This is a genomic window from Congzhengia sp. (assembly GCF_037235575.1).
GTDB classification, from domain to species: domain Bacteria; phylum Bacillota; class Clostridia; order UBA1381; family UBA9506; genus Congzhengia; species Congzhengia minquanensis.
In genome coordinates, this window is sequence record NZ_JAXUNN010000018.1 from 1 (window position 1) to 17487 (window position 17487).

General features: G+C 44.8%; 10 protein-coding genes. 6 read left to right on the top strand and 4 right to left on the bottom strand.

Translation table 11 applies throughout. From position 1 onward, the window contains the following. The 4 genes from WIG73_RS03260 to WIG73_RS03275 all read right to left on the bottom strand — a co-directional run. Positions 1 to 1685 (bottom strand): carbohydrate binding domain-containing protein (locus tag WIG73_RS03260; protein ID WP_337399286.1); only part of this gene is annotated, 1685 nt, incomplete at its 3' end. A 77-nt stretch (positions 1686 to 1762) separates the two neighbouring features. Continuing rightward, complete coding sequence (locus WIG73_RS03265; protein WP_337399287.1) at positions 1763 to 7501, bottom strand: hypothetical protein; 5739 nt, start codon at positions 7499 to 7501, stop codon at positions 1763 to 1765. Between the two features lie 37 nt (positions 7502 to 7538). After that, on the bottom strand, positions 7539 to 9971 hold the full coding sequence (locus WIG73_RS03270) for a right-handed parallel beta-helix repeat-containing protein (RefSeq protein WP_337399289.1): 2433 nt from the start codon (positions 9969 to 9971) through the stop codon (positions 7539 to 7541). 214 nt (positions 9972 to 10185) lie between these two features. Next, entirely contained in the window at positions 10186 to 12702 is a 2517-nt protein-coding gene (locus WIG73_RS03275; RefSeq protein ID WP_337399291.1) for a heavy metal translocating P-type ATPase, read from the bottom strand. Positions 12703 to 12893: 191 nt separating this feature from the next. Between WIG73_RS03275 and WIG73_RS03280 the strand changes: the two genes are divergently transcribed. The 6 genes from WIG73_RS03280 to fabG all read left to right on the top strand — a co-directional run bounded on the left by WIG73_RS03280 (position 12894) and on the right by fabG (position 17407). Next, a complete protein-coding gene (locus WIG73_RS03280) occupies positions 12894 to 13478 on the top strand; it encodes a TetR/AcrR family transcriptional regulator (RefSeq protein ID WP_177679129.1) in 585 nt (194 codons plus the stop codon). Between the two features lie 115 nt (positions 13479 to 13593). Beyond that, a complete protein-coding gene (locus tag WIG73_RS03285) occupies positions 13594 to 14553 on the top strand; it encodes a beta-ketoacyl-ACP synthase III (RefSeq protein WP_337399292.1) in 960 nt (319 codons plus the stop codon). A 49-nt stretch (positions 14554 to 14602) separates the two neighbouring features. Further along, entirely contained in the window at positions 14603 to 14824 is a 222-nt protein-coding gene (locus tag WIG73_RS03290) for an acyl carrier protein (RefSeq protein WP_177677700.1), read from the top strand. A 3-nt stretch (positions 14825 to 14827) separates the two neighbouring features. Then, on the top strand, positions 14828 to 15772 hold the full coding sequence (gene fabK, locus WIG73_RS03295; RefSeq protein ID WP_337399293.1) for an enoyl-[acyl-carrier-protein] reductase FabK: 945 nt from the start codon (positions 14828 to 14830) through the stop codon (positions 15770 to 15772). Further along, positions 15760 to 16680 (top strand): ACP S-malonyltransferase, encoded by a 921-nt coding sequence (fabD, locus tag WIG73_RS03300; RefSeq protein WP_337399294.1) that lies wholly within the window; start codon positions 15760 to 15762, stop codon positions 16678 to 16680. The genes fabK and fabD overlap by 13 nt, the downstream gene beginning before the upstream one ends. Further along, on the top strand, positions 16673 to 17407 hold the full coding sequence (gene fabG / locus WIG73_RS03305) for a 3-oxoacyl-[acyl-carrier-protein] reductase (protein ID WP_337399295.1): 735 nt from the start codon (positions 16673 to 16675) through the stop codon (positions 17405 to 17407). Before fabD ends, fabG begins: the two co-directional genes overlap by 8 nt. The last annotated feature ends 80 nt before the right edge of the window (positions 17408 to 17487 follow it).

The window sequence follows — 17487 nt, forward strand, 5'->3', positions numbered from 1 at the left end:
TTCTCCGGATCTACATAAATAATTTCATCATATATCGTTTTTGTAAACTCCTTTGCGGCTCTTACAGGTGCAAAAGACTGTGCGTCCCAAAGGAAAACTTTCGATTTTTCTGCCAGCAAATCGTTCGCAATGCTCAGTTTTATTTCGCTGGTTCTCTGCGCCTGCACCGTTTCCTGCGTATTGTTAATGGACAACAGCTTTCCATCGTCATCGTAAAGTGCGATGCTTGCCAACACGTTGCGGCTGGCTTCTCCGCCTTGATATGTGACCGTCGCGTCAAGCGTTTCCATTTCATCTACCCAGATGGACGTGTCGTAATTTGCGCGAATTATTTCTTTTTCGTCAAATTGAGAATTACTGAGATACACTTCCTTGGCCGAACCTGCTAAGCCCCATGCATCCACTGCAACATATTCCGCTTTATAAGTGCCCTCGACGCTCTCAGGCGAGTAATATTTTACGGTTTCGCCATTATTTAAAAAGCCGCTTTTTACAATTACAAATCCATTGCCATAAGGAGCTAAGATACGATACCATGCCCCAACAGAATTCAGATAGCCGTTAACAGATAGAATAACGGCAGAATTCTCAAAAGAATCCCCATAGAACTGTGTATTTACATCAACCTCATAGGAATTCGGCACTTCTTCAATGACAAGTTCATCCACACAGTAATCTAAAACATCCGTTGCCTTGTTTCCAACTCTAAAATAAATGGTTGGCAGACCTACGTCCGTGGTAGCTGCGGTACATTGATAAATAAACTCGTGTTTTGTCCAAGTGGATTGAATGGTCGGATGCTGCGAATCCGAGGGCTGTGCATATAAAGGGGCCGCGGGGTCGGTTCTTCTGCTTCTATCAATCGCCAGCTGAATTACTAAACCTTCCGTCGTTTCGTCATTTGCTTTGGCCCAAAAAGACACCTTATATTTTCTTCCGACTCTTAAATCAGCATCCTGGCTGACATTTGCCCAGGTTCTTCCGTTGGCAACAACATGAAGAGAACCTTTTGTGCCTGCGGCGCCCTCTCCAACAGAAATAGTTACAGCTCTTTTGTTGTAGCTTAAATTATTTATTTCTTCCTGCGTATCAAAGGAGGAATATTGAACAAGGTTCCCCTCTTTCACAACAGTGCTGTCAAACTCAGGCGTTATCAGAATTTCATCGAGGAAATAGGCAGAAGTGCTCACAGAGAAAAATTCCAGATATCCAATGCCCACCGAACCAGATTCGCCGGAAAAGGAACCAGTAATCTTTTTCCAACCGTCCGGTGCAGCCTTGGTGTTCATTATCACTTCCTGGGAGGAATACGTTCCACTTTCCATCTTGCTCCAAATTTTCACTCGAATATTCGATAAGTTTATATCTTTTGTCAAGAGACTCATTTGATATTGAATGCCGCTCTTGGCGCCAAATAAGACATAAACACTGTGACTGCCGGAGGAGGGCGTAACCAGCAGAGCACCTGAACTAATTCCCCGATTTGCATGGTCAACAGATATACGCGCACCGTTTACAGCAACGCTTTCCGGAAGTGTTTCGGTTTCGAAATCTTCTGTCACTGCCTGGGGATAGGACCTCTGTTCATCAAACGGATTGCCGGCGGCAGATACCGCAAATGAACCGGCCAGCGGGCCCGTGCTGGCCAATAGGAAAGACAGCACAATTGAGAATAACTTTTTCACCTTGCTATTCAACACCTTTCTTTATGTTTGAGGTTTCGCTGCGCTTTCATAGCGCAGCGAAACCTCTTTTGAAACGATTAAACTACGTTTACTTTACACTCAAACACGCGTTCAATTCCATTCTCAACAAAAACAAGCTCAATTTTTGCCGTTCCCACAGACACGCCCGTAATGATTCCATTTGTGTTCACCGTTGCAATTTCTGGATTTTTTGACCTATACACACAGGTGAGTCCAGTTGCATCATAAAACAGTTTTTTGCTTGTGGTTGGCACGAAATTAATTCCTGCCGTGCTTCCCTGCTCCACTGTGATTTCTTCGGCTGTGTAAACCTCCTGAAGGCCAAACCTGAAGTTATCGCGGTAATTTTCCCGGATACCGGATTCCGAGATCAAAGTCCGCGCTTCCTGAGGCCAATCGGCATTGGGATAATACAGAGGCTCTTCAAAATCAATATCTGTTCCGTTATTCAGTTTCGCTGTTGTTGTGCTATAGTTGTTGGAATAGTGGATATTATTAATGGTATTAATATGGATATGTGTCCACCTAGCAACAATGGAATCGCTTCCCTCCTCGGCGCTGCCCTTGCCATACCAAAGCGGATGCTCTGTTTGGTCTACCACATTATCTTTAATGAGCCAATAGGAGGAACCCTCGTCCGGGTATAGAACGCCATACCGGTTTCCGATGTCATAACAATAATTTCCACACATTTCGTTCATATTTTCCAGCGAGCCGCCGGTATGCCCCAAGGTGTAAATGCCACCACCGTCATATATTTTCGTGTTTAAAATTTTGTGGAGGTAGTTATTGTTAATATGCAGGTTCAAAGTGCCGGACTCTGCCGTGCTGCCCCAGCCCCAGCCGGTGTGAACGGCGGAATAGCTGGTGTTGTAAACCTCGTTGTTGCAGATATTCATGTTTTTCGGGTAGGCCGCGGATATTGCCGCGCCGCCCCTGAATTCAACAGAAATATCATGGATATAGTTATCTGTAACGTTGTTGTTAATTTGATAATATTTTGCATCATGGGGCGCCCGTGCATAAGTCCAAGTCGGTTCGCCCACAAAAACTGCGCCGCCGGAAGTATCGTAAACTTCGTTTCCAACAAAATCACAGTTTTGAATGGCTTCCATCATCTTTACACCTGTCTGACCAATTTTGGAAAAATCGCAATTGTAGAAATCTACATTATGAACGTTTTTCAGTTCAACCGCGCCGGGAATAAAGCCAGTTCGGGTTGCAGTTGTCGGGTTGTTGTTCTGGTTGTCTACATAGCCGTAACCGTTTGCATCATTCCATGTGGAATATTCAAAAGATATTCCGCGGAAAGTGATGTTTTTCACGGGATTTTCTGCCGTTCCTGTAAGCGACATGATACGCTCTGCAACCGGCATGGTAACCTTAGCCGTGGCCATGTTTTCATAGGCCCTGGGTTTATAATATAAATACCCGTCATATTTATCAAGATAAAACTCGCCCTCGCTGTCTAACAGCTCATAGGCGTTTTCATAATATTCTGGAACGGTGGGAACGCAGTTACCCTTGTTCATCAGCCTCGTCCAGGGGTCGGCGTTTAATGTGAGCGTAACAACACCTGTGGACGGATCCAGTTCTGCCGACTGAACACAGCACCGCGGATTAGTCCAGTTCTCATAAAACACCATTTCCACATCCTGCAAATGCTCATAGGTTAAAAATGACGTATCTGTTGTCGTAAGCCCTGCTCCGCCTTTTCCTAAATTCACAGCGTTTGCAAGCCTGCCTTCACTTCTGGCGCGAATTGCCCGTACGCCATTGACATAAAGCTGTCTGGAATCCACATCCGTTCCAACGCTGGCACGGTATATGTTTTTATTCGCATCAAACAGTTCAAAACCCGTAATTTCCTGCCCGCCAGTGATTTTCGCTTCACCCGGCTTATAAGAAATGTAGAAAATGTTCACATTGCTTGAGCTGTCGTCGCCTGTTAGGGCAAACTCGCCGCCTGCCACACTGTATTCGCCGGGCATGAGGATTGCATAAACATCACCAGTGAACCCAGCCGCTATTTTATCGTTTATCATCGACTTTGCTTTCGAAAGCGTTCCCACCGGCGCGCTGAACGTTCCAGCGTTTAAATCATCTCCGTTTTCGGGATCAATAAAGATTTTATCTGCCGATGTAAGCTTTTCAATCTCTTTGGGCTGTCGGATATTTGTTGTGGAGTTCGGCTCCCAAACAAATAATTTTGCCGACTGTGCGCCCGTTTCATTGGTTTTGCTGATGTGAACCACAGTCGTTGCCTCTGCCGCAACAGAGCTTGCTTGTTCCGACACTGAAAGCTGATTGCCGCTTGCGTCGTAAAACGCCAGTCCCACCGTAAATTCACGCGGGTCTGAGCCGCCCTGGAATGTGACGGTTGCGTCAAGCGACGCCATATCGTCCGTCCAGATGGAGGTGTCAAAGTCTGCAATAATTCTTTCCTGCCGCTTAATATAATCCGCCATGCATGCCATTTCATTTGTCGCTCCAATAACACCATATGGGTCCGCTGCGTTGTACTGCAGTTTTAATCCGTCAGGAGCAGCACTTTCAAAATCAAACTGTGCTGTTTCATTGACGCTTAGATACCCACTGTCAATGATTGCATAATCTTCCCCAAAGGGTGCCATTAACCGGTAATAAGCGCCGACGGCATTTCCTTTTTTCGCAAAGCTGAATTTTGCCACGTTGTTCGAAAATTCATTTAAAACAAAGTTTGGCTGTGCATCGATCGAATAAGAATTTTCAATTTCGACGATGGAAAGTTCATCAATAACATAATGGAACGTTTCCGTGCTGGCACTTCCAATTCTAAAGTATATCTTTGGAACAGAGGTGTCTGTGGTTGCCGTCATGTCCTGATAAAGAATGGTATATTTCACCCAATCTGCAGTTAAAAGCTTGTTGTCATTGTCCCGCAAATGCTGATACTGCGGAGCAGCCGGGTCTGTGCGTTGGCCTCTGTCTAAAATAAAATCAATGGTTTTTCCAACCGTCTCTGAATCCAGTGCCTTTGCCCAGAAAGAGATTTCATACTTTCTGCCAAATCTGATGGCCGCAGAATTTGACACGTTTCCCCAGCTTCTGCCGGTTCCCACAACTTCCATGGCTCCTGCCGTTCCGTTGGCGGCGTCAGTTGTTATGCCAACCTGCACAGCCGATGGTGAATATGACCAGCCTACTAAGTCGTCCTGTGTATTAAATCCGCCGGAGGGCACCAAATTGTCTTTTGTTACGGCTTCACCGCTGAATTTGGGTATAATAAGTAGTTCATCAAACTGATGTTCTCCTGCGCCTACTTTTATCGCGATAAACCCGTTTTCACCAATTGCTTCTGCCTGACCCGAATCATCTTTTCCTGTGCCGTCTGAGGTGTAGGTTCCGCTAAACCGCGTCCAGCCATCTCCCTGAACAACAGCCTTTGTCGCCACCGTGTTCGACAGATATTCACCCGTATCACTTTTTCCATAGACAGCAAAAGACAACTCTTCAACACTACTGTCTGCCAGTACACTGATGTCGTAAGACATTCCTGTCTTGGCTCTGAATTTCACACACAAATCCCCATCGGCTGTAGAAACGGTTTTCAGTACGCCCCGACTCATTCCCCGTTGTGTAGTTGTTTGAGATAAAGCAAGTGTTTTGGAATCGACAGTATCCGGCAGAGTGTCTTCAAAATCTAAAGCCACAAGTTCCGGATATGTTCCGCTTTCATCAAAGGGATTAACCGCAGTCAGTTTATCAGAAATTTTAAGGTCTGCCAACAGAAGTGCATGATTCGCCGAAATGTTTAATCTCGGCATTCTGTAATGTGCGCCCTCATAATTCCAAACATAATTACATTCAAAATATTTCCAGTCGGAAGACACGTCACCTGCCGCGCCAAACACAGCATCGTTTGTGTTTTCCCAGACTGTGCCGTTGTAATATTGATAATTCCATGCCGACGGCGGCATGTTTGCCTGTGTGTTTTTACTGGTCAGCCTGTCGTAATAATCGTCATAAATCAGAGTTTCTGAGCTGCTTCCATCAGGTTTTGTAAACAGCTCCAATTTATCAAAGGTATGAGTTTTTGTTGTAACAATACTGCCGCCGTATAAATAAAACGGTATGTCGCCCTGACTCTCGGTGGAGTTTCCGTAACCGTAATACCCTAAGGTGTTAGCAGCGGTAACAGTATTGTCCAGTACCGTTCCCTTTATGCTCCGGTCAAGAGCAACTTTTAAGGAATCACCCGCCGTGCCCTTATACCAAAACGATAGCTTATAAAGCCTGTTGTTTTCAATGTCCACAGGTCGCTCAAAACATTGACCCTGTGGGACGTTCACGGTTTTTCCCAGTGTCTCGTCCGTAATCTCGGCACCATTATTCAAAGATGAAAGAAAGTCTGCGCTGGAAACAATATTTCCGTTATATGCGACTTGCAATGCCGTGTTTTCCGCGTTGTCCATATCATATACATTTTCCAGCTCAACGACAGATATGTTATCAATCCAAAACTTATAGTCGCTCATCTGATAAGTCTGCGTATCGCCGTTTTCATCTGTATAGGTATAGGTGCAGTTGGCAGGCTGTGCAGGCATCGTAGTCTGCCTGAAATCGATTAAATAGTGATAGTCTGCTTCACCTGTTCGCCCCAGCATATAGTCGGCTTCCCGGTAGTAGATAAACTCATATTTCTGCCACTGTGTTGAAAGCGGCTGCTCCATACCAATTTCCTCATAACAATGCTGCAGCCGCACTGCGCGTGAAGATGACACACGTTCAATAATAAAATCAAACGATGCGTCGCTTCCTTTACCCGGATTGCCCGCCCGAACTGCCGCTGCAGTGTCTACCACAGCCTGAGAGCCTTTTGCCCAAAAGGTTATTTTGTAGGGCCGGTTATACCAAATCATTTTGCTTCTGTCCGACACATTGGCGGCAATTTGAAAATAATTCGCCCCAGCGGTTTTGGTAACTTCCAAGCCGGTATGGGAATCTGTCTTGTTTTCAGACGGTACGTCTGTTGTCAGCGCCGCCGTACCCATCGAGCTCCAGATTCCGTTTCCCTCTGTTTCCCAGTCGTCCGTGTCAAAGCTGTTATAAAAAATTTCACTATCCTTTTGAACCGGCACTAATTGGAACTCGTCCAGCAGAAAATCATAAGAGCTGTTTACGTCCCCATTGATGAAGTTCCCGGCATTGCGCATATCGTGCGGGTTTTTGCCAAACCTTAAAAATACGTTGAATTTGTTTTCACCAAGCGGCAAATACCCAGTTGATGAAACAACGCCGTCATAGCGGAACGTGTAAGTCACTTTTGTCCACTGGTCAGAGCAGGTCCCATCACTATTTTTAAGTCCTGCATTCTCCGCTTTTACCGTATACAGGTTAAACGGATAGCGGATTGTGGTTGTTGGCGTGGTTCTTTGTGGATCGCTGTATACGTTTGAAATAGAACCGCTGTAGTATACAAACAAATGTATGTCCGGCGCATATAAAGTTTCTGCATTGGTAAATTTAATGTAAAAGCTTGCTTCATAGGTTGTACCTTTGTTCAAAACAACATTTTTTACCCCGGAACTTGGCACACCGGATAACGACGCCGCCAGCGAGCCTGTTCCGCCGTTTGCGCCCTCTTCGTTGAAGGTTCCAGAAAGCGCCAAATTCGTGTCTGAAATTTCATCTGCGCTGTCAAATGGAAAATGAAACCCCTCAGCATTGACACCAGCAGTTGCCGTAAGACGAAAGCCCATCGAACATCCGAAAACCAATATAACTGATAAAAGCAGAGCCGCGTATTTTTTCATAATTTATCCCTCTCTCATAAATAGTCAAATTGTTATGTCAATTTACAATCACTTTTACTGTATGTTCTCTTATTAAATTGTTTTCCACAGCAGTTATTGTTACCTCTGTTTCCCCCTTTTCCATAGCATAAATTTTTCCGTTTCTAAATGCCAAAATGCCGTCGTTTTTTATTTGCGCATAACTGTCAAATTTTGCTGAATTGTAAAACTTGGCTTTTGACGTTGTTGGCGTGACGTTTAGCCGAATCTCACCCCCCACATATGTAGAAATGTTTCCGGAATCGTAAAATTCCTCCAGCCGCTCAGAAAAACAATCTTCAAACTGAGGCTGTATTCCCGACCGGTCAATAATCTGCAGTGCTTCGTCCGGCCAGTTTGCTTGTGCATAAATTTTTGGCGGCTGATAAGAAATGCTTGTGCCGCTGTTTTGCATGTTGCCTGTTGTACTATAATTGTTGTTATAATAAATATGGTTAATAGAAGACGTATGAATGTGCGTCCAGCGCGACCGCGCGGAGCCTCCGCCGTAATACCATATGGGCTGTTTCGACAAATCCACAACATTATTGGAAATTTCCCAATAGGACGAGCCTTCGTCGGGATATAGCGCGCCAAATGGTTTTCTGATATCTTCAACATAATTTTCCGTAAGTTTGTTTAAATTGTCAACCGAACCGCCGGTGTGCCCAAGCATATACACTGCGCCGCCGTCATAAATTTCGTCGTTTAATATTTTGTGAATATAATTGTTAGAAATGACGAAGTTTTTAGTTGCCGAGGGCGTTAACGTGCCCCAGCCCCAGCCGGTGTGAATTCCGCTGTATCCTGTGTTGTAAATTTCATTGTTTCCAATTCTTGTATCAATCGGAAAGCCTGCGCTCACCGCAGCACAGCTTTTTATGTCCTCAGCAATGTCATGAATAAAGTTATTTTCTACTTGTACGTTTTTTACGCTTAAACTTACGTTATCCGGATTTCTTTCTAAATCCGTGACGCCGCCCACAGAAAGGGCGCCTGCAGAAAGGTCACAAAACTCATTTCCTGAAATTGTGCAGTTTCGGACACCATTAATCATTTTCAGCGCCGTTCTTCCCAGTTTACTGAATTTGCAGTTATAAAAATTCACGTTTTCCGTGTTTTTCAGCTCGATTACGCCTTCCATAGGAGCATTATTTGAGCCGTTTCGATAATATTCGTTTTGGTTAATGCAAAGCCCGCCGTTGGTGCTTGGAAACATCCAGGTAGACTGTGTAAATTCCAACCCCCGAAAATCAATGTTTTTAATTGGAGAAGATACAGAGCTTAATTTCATAAAATCTTCTTTCACAGGCATTGTAAACCGTGTTTTCTTCATATCTTCAAAAGCCCTGGGTTTATAATAAAGATAACCCTCGTGTGTGTCTAAATACCACTCTCCGCCCTCGTCTATGAATTCATATGCGTTCTCCATATAGGTTGGTTTCGCAGAGCTAAAATAATTTTTGGTTGTAAGCTGCTTCCACACTTCATCCGACATGTTGAACTGAATGGTACCGCCCCCCAAATCCTTTACGGACGTCACCATGCACCTGTCGTGCATCCAATTATTTTCAAACGCAAATTCTAAATCTTCAATATGCTTAAAATTTAAAAACTCTGATTCCTGCGCTGTCGCAACACCGTCTTTATATTCATATCCGGCAGGAGGTTCGTCCCGTCTTGCCCGCACGCAGCGAATGCCGTCAGCAAAAAGCTGACGCGAGTTTATATCCGTTCCCACCTCGGCGCGGTAAATATCTTTGTTCTCATCCCAAAGTGTAAAGCCTGTGATATCAACAGCGCCAGTTAAAACCGCCTTTTGTGTTTCCAACGCCGTAAACACAACCTGGTACCTGTTGCTCAACAAGTCTTTTGGTTCAAGCTTAAGCACATCATCCATAAAATACTCGCCGTTTTTTAAAATAAAGTAGATTGTGTCGTCGTTAGGCCCTAACTTGTCCTGATTGGTCCTAAGACTATACACAGCCTTTTTCAATGTCTTAATGGGAGACTGAAACGTACCGTCGTTTGTGTCGCTTCCCTTTTCTGGGTCTAAATATATTATCAATGCATTTTTTATTTTTTCAATGGTTTTTGCTTCTCTTAACGGCTTCTGGCTGGCACTGTCCCACACCATAAGCTTTGCCGAATCCGCCAGTTTTGCTCTGCCGGCCGAAAGGTTAAATGAGGAGATGCTCCCTTTTGGCGAAGGCTTTGTCTCCGACGCAACAGAAACCAGCCTTCCTTTCTCATCATACAACGCTAGGCTGCAATTTACGTTTTTGCCAAAATCATAAAATTCAGCGGTTACAGTGGCGGAAAGAGAGTCGATATCTTCTGGCCACACCTCCTGAACAAAATTTGCCGTTATTTGATTTTCTTTTTCATATTTATCATTTATATCAAAATTATCCGCCGTCAATTTCACAAAATCTGCGGCAAAGCAAGTCATATGTAATGTTATCCCCAAAATAAAAATAAGTACTGAAATTCGTTTATTTACCATGAACGCAGCTCCCTGTTTGTTAAATTTAAATTTCATTTAAAACATTCACTTTATTTTAACATAATTCACGATTTAAGTCAACTAATAAAAAAATGTTTTGTAACATATAAACAAAAATAAAGCAGGCCCGAGCATTTGGACCTGCTTTCATCGTATTGAGCTATTTTACTGAAACAACAGTATATCCGGCATCTTCCACTGCCGCTTTAATTTGTTCTTCCGTAATGTTTTCGCTGCTTGTAACATAAGCGGTTTTCTTTTCCAGATCTACCTTTGCGCTCACACCATCAATTGCATTCAGTGCCTGTTCCACTCTTCCTGAGCAATGTGAGCAGGACATTCCTTCAATTTTTACTTCCATTTTTACTTTACTCCTTTCTTCCTTTTTGTCTTCTTTTTTATCTTCAAGTTGTGCTTTTTCCGGCTTAAAATTGCGAAGTCGCAATGCGTTTAACACAACGCATACACTGCTTAGGCTCATTGCTGCAGCGGCAAACATCGGACTCAGCTTAAAGTGAAACAACGGGTAAAACACACCTGCGGCGATGGGAATTCCAATTACATTATAAATAAATGCCCAAAACAGGTTTTCTTTTATGTTTAGCAACACCTTTTTACTCAGCCGCACAGCAGATGCCACATCCATTAAATCGTTTCGTACCAGAACAATGTCTGCGCTGTCTATTGCAACGTCTGTTCCGGCGCCGATCGCAATGCCCACATCAGCTCTTGCCAGGGCAGGCGCATCGTTAATTCCGTCGCCCACCATTGCCGTTTTTGCACCGTTTTCCTGAATAGCGCGAATTTTGCTTTCCTTGTCCTCTGGCAAAACCTCTGCCATTACCTGTGTAATACCAATGCTGCCTGCCACAGCGGCGGCTGTTTTTTGATTGTCCCCGGTGAGCATCATAACGTTGATGTTCATGTCTTTCAATCTCCGCACCGCATCTTGACTTGAGGGCTTTACCTTGTCCGCCACGGCGAATAGTCCAATTACACTTTTAGAATCTGCAACTAAAATGGGCGTTTTCCCTTCACTTGCAAACGCTTCCAGTTCTGGCGCAAACAAGCTGGTGTCCAACCCCACATCCTGCATTAACTTTAAATTTCCGGCGTAATACATTTCGTCGCCGACGCTGCCCTTTACGCCTTTTCCGTGTAAGGCTTCAAACTCAGTTACCTCCATAAGCTCTGTATCAAACCGGTTGGCATAGTCCGCAATGGCCACAGAGAGAGGATGTTCACTTTGCTTTTCCAACGAATAGGCAATTTTTAGAAGCAACTCCGTGTCGCGATTTGCGGCACGCATATCTGTTACCGAGGGTTTTCCTTCCGTTATGGTTCCTGTTTTGTCCAACACCACGGTTTCTATTCCCTGAAGTGTTTGCAAGGCCTCCCCGGACTTAATTAAAATCCCGTTTGCGGCGCCGCGTCCGGTTCCAACCATAATTGCCACCGGCGTTGCCAGCCCCAACGCACAGGGGCAGGAAATCACCAAAACCGCAATTGCACAGGACAACGCAAACTCAAAATCAGCACCAGAAAGCAGCCAAACCGCACAGGTAATTACCGCAATTGTAATCACCGCAGGAACAAAAATTCCGGAAATTTTGTCTGCCAGCTGTGCAATAGGCGCTTTGCTGGCAGACGCTTCCTCCACCAAAGAGATGATTTCAGAAAGAGCCGTATCGCTGCCAACCTTCTTTGCTTCAACTTTAATGTAGCCGCTTTTGTTAATAGTCGCGCCCGTTACTTTGTCGCCCACACTCTTTTCAACAGGAATACTTTCACCGGTCAAAGCGGATTCATCAACAGTGGATTCGCCAAAAATCACAACGCCGTCTACCGGAATACTCATGCCGGGTTTTACAATTATGGTGTCTCCCACCAAAACCTCAGCAGACGGAATTTCCGTTTCCACTCCGCCTCGCTCTACAATTGCAGTTTGGGGCGCCAGCTCCATCAACGCCTTAATGGCAGCGCCTGTCTTTCCTTTTGAGCGCTCCTCAAAAAATTTGCCCAACGTTATCAGCGCCAAGATGGTAGCGGCCGACTCAAAATACAGTTCCATGTGATAGTGCATTACCGACTGCATGTCGCCTATTCCCATAGCATATCCAATTCTAAATATGACATAAATTCCATAGGCCACAGCCGCACCAGAGCCAATGGCAATTAAGCTGTCCATATTGGGAGCGCCTTGGAACAGTCGCTTAAAGCCCGAAATATAGTACACCCGGTTTACATATAGGATAGGTAGGCACAGCAAAAATTGAAGAAACGAATAGGAAACCGCGTTTTGATGACCGGCAATGAATCCGGGAATTGGCAGTCCAATCATTTCGCCCATTGAAATATACATCAGCGGTATTAAAAAAACAAAGGAGTAAATTAATCTTATTTTCATGTCGTGAAGCCGTTCGTCTGCAGCGTTCTCCAACGTTGTCCCCGGTGCAGTGCTTGCTCCCTGCTTTTTTGCGGAGTAACCCGAAGCAGTTACGGCGTTAATGATTTGACTGTCGTCTGTAACAGCTTCGTCATATTCCACTGTCATAGAGTTGGTCAGAAGACTGACAGAAACACTGTTCACACCATCTACGCCTGCAACATTTTTTTCAACATGGGAGCTGCACGCAGAACAGGTCATGCCCAAAACGTCAAACTTTTCTTTTTTCAAGGATACATACCCCCTTTAAATATTTTTATTCTTTTGCATTTCACTATAATATTATACATTTCTGTTATTTTTTTGTCAAGCAGTCGAATTTTTACAACAGAAAAAAGTATTGACAATAAAGAGGAATTATGCTAATATAAGTGCTGTGTGTTAATTATGCCACAAACTTTTTATGGAAAGGATGATTTTTCGTGGCATATTCAAAAGGCGTTAAATTGGAGGATGAACTCACCGACCAGATTGTTGACGTCGCAACCAAAATTGCATATACAGACGGTGTAGCGCACATCAGTGTAAAACGGATTATTAACGAGCTTGGCGTTTCAAACCGCGTGTTTTATAACCGGTTTAAAAACATTCAGGACGTTTTAGATATTGTTTATCACAGAATCGTAAAACAAATGCGGGAATGCATCAATACGGAGTATGATGAAAGCTGCGACTATTACGATTATCTGCAAAACATCGGTGTAGCCGTTTTAAAGCGCACCTATGAAGATAAACTTCACTTTAGTCAGTATATGTTTGAATACGATTCTTACAGCGAAAGCAACCGGAACTGGTGGATTGACCACATTAAACCCCTCATTCAATATGGAATTGATAACGGATTGCTTAAAGAAGTAAACACTACATATATCAGCTACTCCATCTGGTGTTTTTGCCGCGGGTTTAATGCAGACGCTGTGGGTACAGGCCTTACGTTAGACGAGGCATTAGACTCTTTTAAACTGGGTCTTAGCTGTATTATTGAGGGAATGAAACCCGATGCATAAAATTGAAATAATTAAAATAAAATAGAATTAAGGCGGAAAATTTTTCCGCTTAAAATTTAAACGAGCACGCCTCGTGCTCAAAATGTGACACGAACATTTTATAAGGAGAACGAACATGAATTTTAAAATAACCGGCACCGGAAGCTACGCCCCCACAAATACTGTATCTAATGACGATCTGGCAAAATTCTTAGATACGTCTGACGAATGGATTACCCAGCGGGTTGGCGTACGCACAAGGAGGGTGTCTACCGGAGAAACCGCTGCGGATTTTGCAGTGAAAGCCGCCCAAAACGCTTTGGAAATGAGCGGCATTGACGCAAAAGATTTAGACTTGATTGTCGCGGCTTCTCTTTCAAGTGATTTTGCCTGCCCTACGGTTGCAGGCACGGTTCAGGCGAAAATTGGCGCCAACTGTCCCGCATTCGATGTAAACTCAGCCTGCAGCGGTTTTTTGTTTGCACTGGATACAGCCGCTGGTTTTTTCGCCAGAGGAACAGCAAAAAAGGCATTGGTCATCGGTGCGGAAAGAATCAGCAAAATTTTAGACTGGACTGACAGAAGCACAGCTGTCATTTTTGGAGACGGCGCCGGCGCAGCAGTACTGGAGGCGTCGGAAGACGGATATCTTGCGTCCACGTTATATACGCAGGGCGGCGACGATGTTATCAGAATTCCGAATACGCATGGAACCTCTCCGTATTTTAAGCTGGAAACAGAAGATACACCTTATATTTACATGAACGGACAGGAAACGTTTAAATTTGCAGTAAATGTCATGTGCCGAGACGTAAATATTGTTTTGGATAAGGCAAACTTAAAAATTGATGATATTAAATATTTTGTTCCCCACCAGGCCAATATGCGGATTCTCCGCTTTGCGGAAAAGAAGCTGAAAATTGCGCCGGACAAAATTTATGCAAATTTAGAACATACCGGAAATACATCAGCGGCAAGTGTCCCTATGGCTCTTGATGAATTGAACCGCACCGGAAACCTGAAAAAAGGCGATTTAGTGTTACTGTCTGCTTTTGGCGGCGGCTTATCCAGCGCGGCCTGCATTTTAAGATGGTAATTTCTATAAAAAAATAAAAAATGAATGAAATTTTTGGAGGTAATGAACAATGACAAAGGAAAGAGTAATTGAATTATTGGCAGAACATTTAGACGTGGATGCATCCACCATCACAGAGGCAACAACCTTTGAGGATTTAGACATTGATTCGTTGGACACCGTTGAAATTATGATGGAAATGGAAGACGAATTCGGCATTGAAATTAAGGTAGAGGACATTGGCAAAACAGTGGGCGAATTAATTGCACACATTGACGCAAACAAGGAGTAATCTATGATTAACTCAAGCATTTGTAACCTGGCGGGAATAAAATATCCTATTTTTCAGGGCGGCATGGCACACATAGCCGATGGAAAGCTGGCTGCAGCGGTTTCAAACGCCGGCGGGCTGGGTATTATTTCTGCCATGAGCCGCGACGGCTCCTATTTAAAAGAGCAAATTGACATTGCGCGCAGCTTAACCGACAAGCCCTTCGGCGTGAACGTTATGCTAATGAGTCCCTATACCGATGAGGTGGCGCAATTAATTGCGGTTGAAAAAGTTCCCGTTGTTACAACGGGCGCAGGCAATCCGTCAAAATATATGGAGCTGTGGAACAATGCCGGTGTGAAGGTCATTCCCGTTGTTGCGTCTTCGGCTCTGGCAAAACTTGTTGAACGCCTAGGAGCCTGCGCAGTAATTGCTGAGGGCGGCGAGTCCGGCGGGCACGTTGGCGACCTCACCACTATGGCGCTGGTACCGCAGGTCGCAGACGCTGTTAAAATTCCGGTCATTGCGGCCGGCGGCATTGCAGACGGCCGCGGCATTGCGGCATCGTTTATGCTTGGTGCGGCAGGCGTTCAGGTTGGAACCAGATTTTTGGTTGCTAAAGAATGCGGCGTGCATCAAAATTATAAAGATAAAATTTTAAAAGCCACCGACAGGTCCACAATCGTGACCGGCAAACGGCTTGGCCATCCGGTCCGCAGCATTAAAACCCCTTTTTCTAGGAACTATGCAAAGGCGGAATACACACAAATTCCGGATGACGAACTTGAAAACCTTGCTGTGGGTGCTCTGCGGCTGGCTGCAGTTGAGGGCGACGAGCAAAAAGGCTGCTTTTTAGCCGGACAAATCGCCGGAATGGTAAACAAAGAACAAACCGCGAAAGAAATTATTGATGAAATGTTTCAGGAGGCGGAAACTATATTGAACGGAGCGGCAAAATGGGTAAAATAGCGTTTGTATTTTCAGGACAGGGCGCACAAGCCCCCGGAATGGGAAAATCTTTATATGAAACCAGCGCAAAGGTAAAAGAGCTTTATGATGCGGCCGAAGCCCTGCGCCCGGGCACTATGGAACAGTCTTTTCATGGTACCCCCGAGGAGCTTAAGGAAACAAAAAATACGCAGCCCTGCCTGTATCTTGTTGATTTAGGTGCGGCTCTGGCGTTAAATGAAAACGGCATTTTTGCCGATTGCGTAGCAGGCTTTTCCCTCGGCGAAATTGCAGCCTTGGCATATGCCGGCGCATATACATACGGCGACGGGTTTCAAATTGTAACGAAAAGGGGCGCATATATGCAGTCTGCCGCAGAGGAACATGAAACCTCTATGGCCGCAGTTTTAAAGACAGACAGCGCCACGGTAGAAAGTGTTTGTGCAGAGTTTGAACATGTTTATCCTGTAAACTATAACTCCCCCGTTCAGACGGTTGTTGCAGGAGATAAAGCCGAACTTGCAAAATTTAAAGAAAAAATGTCGGAGCATCCCTGCCGCATTATGGACCTGGCGGTAAGCGCGGCGTTTCACTCGCCCTATATGGCGTCTGCTTCGGAAGATTTTAACAAAGAGTTGACAAAGTTCAGCATTCAGGCACCATCTATGCCTGTATATGCGAACCTTACGGCACTTCCCTACTCTGACGATGTGGCGGCAACCCTGGCTCTGCAAATGAAAAGCCCCGTAAAATGGGAGCAGACCATTAAAAATATGATAGACGACGGCGTGACCACGTTTATTGAAACGGGAATTGGCAAAACCCTTTGCGGGCTGATTAAGAAAATATCCAGCGACGTGCAGGTTTACAACGTCACAGACAAGGAAACGCTGGACGCCGCGGTTAAGGCGGTGAAAGAACATGCTTAACGGAAAGACGGCAGTTATTACAGGCGCTTCCCGCGGGATTGGCGCAGCAATCGCACGAAAGCTTGCCGAATGCGGTGCAAACATTGCGGTAATTTATAACGGAAACAAAGAAAAAGCAAACGCGATTGTGGCTGAGGCTGAAACGAAAGGCGTTAAGGCCATGGCATATCAGTGCAATGTGGCAAACTTTGAGGAATGCAGTGCTGCCATCAAAAAAATAACCGAAGATTTTGGAAAATTTGAAATTCTAATTAACAATGCAGGAATTAATAAGGATATGCTGATGCTTCAGATGAAAGAGGCCGATTTCGACGATGTTTTAGACATCAATTTAAAAGGCGCCTTTAACATGATTAAGCACAGCTACCGCCAGTTTATGAAACAGCGGTATGGCAAGATTGTAAATATCACCTCTGTTGCAGGAATTATGGGCAACGCAGGACAGACAAACTATGCGGCGTCTAAGGCCGGCATGATTGGCCTGACCAAATCCGTGGCAAAGGAGCTTGCGGGCAGAAATGTGTGCTGCAATGCTATTGCTCCGGGCTTTGTGGAAACCGATATGACAGAGGCGTTTTTAAACCGCCCGGAAATCACAGACACGATTCCGCTAAAGCGCATGGGCAGACCTGAGGAGATTGCAAGCCTTGCAGCGTTTCTTGCAGATGATGTATCAGATTATATTACAGGTGAAGTGATCCGGATTGACGGCGGACTTGCCATGTAATATCTTATAAAGCGCCCGGCCCGGCTCACAGCCGGAGCGCTGCGGAAACTATTTTGTGGGCCGGAAAGGCGAAGGTTAAT

What these genes read in the sequence shown, in the direction of transcription:
- WIG73_RS03265 (WP_337399287.1), bottom strand. Translation starts at nt 7,501, where the DNA reads ATGAAAAAATACGCGGCTCTGCTTTTATCAGTTATATTGGTTTTCGGA.
- WIG73_RS03270 (WP_337399289.1), bottom strand. Translation starts at nt 9,971, where the DNA reads ATGACTTGCTTTGCCGCAGATTTTGTGAAATTGACGGCGGATAATTTT.
- WIG73_RS03285 (WP_337399292.1), top strand. Translation starts at nt 13,594, where the DNA reads ATGAATTTTAAAATAACCGGCACCGGAAGCTACGCCCCCACAAATACT.
- WIG73_RS03290 (WP_177677700.1), top strand. Translation starts at nt 14,603, where the DNA reads ATGACAAAGGAAAGAGTAATTGAATTATTGGCAGAACATTTAGACGTG.
- fabK (WP_337399293.1), top strand. Translation starts at nt 14,828, where the DNA reads ATGATTAACTCAAGCATTTGTAACCTGGCGGGAATAAAATATCCTATT.
- fabD (WP_337399294.1), top strand. Translation starts at nt 15,760, where the DNA reads ATGGGTAAAATAGCGTTTGTATTTTCAGGACAGGGCGCACAAGCCCCC.
- fabG (WP_337399295.1), top strand. Translation starts at nt 16,673, where the DNA reads ATGCTTAACGGAAAGACGGCAGTTATTACAGGCGCTTCCCGCGGGATT.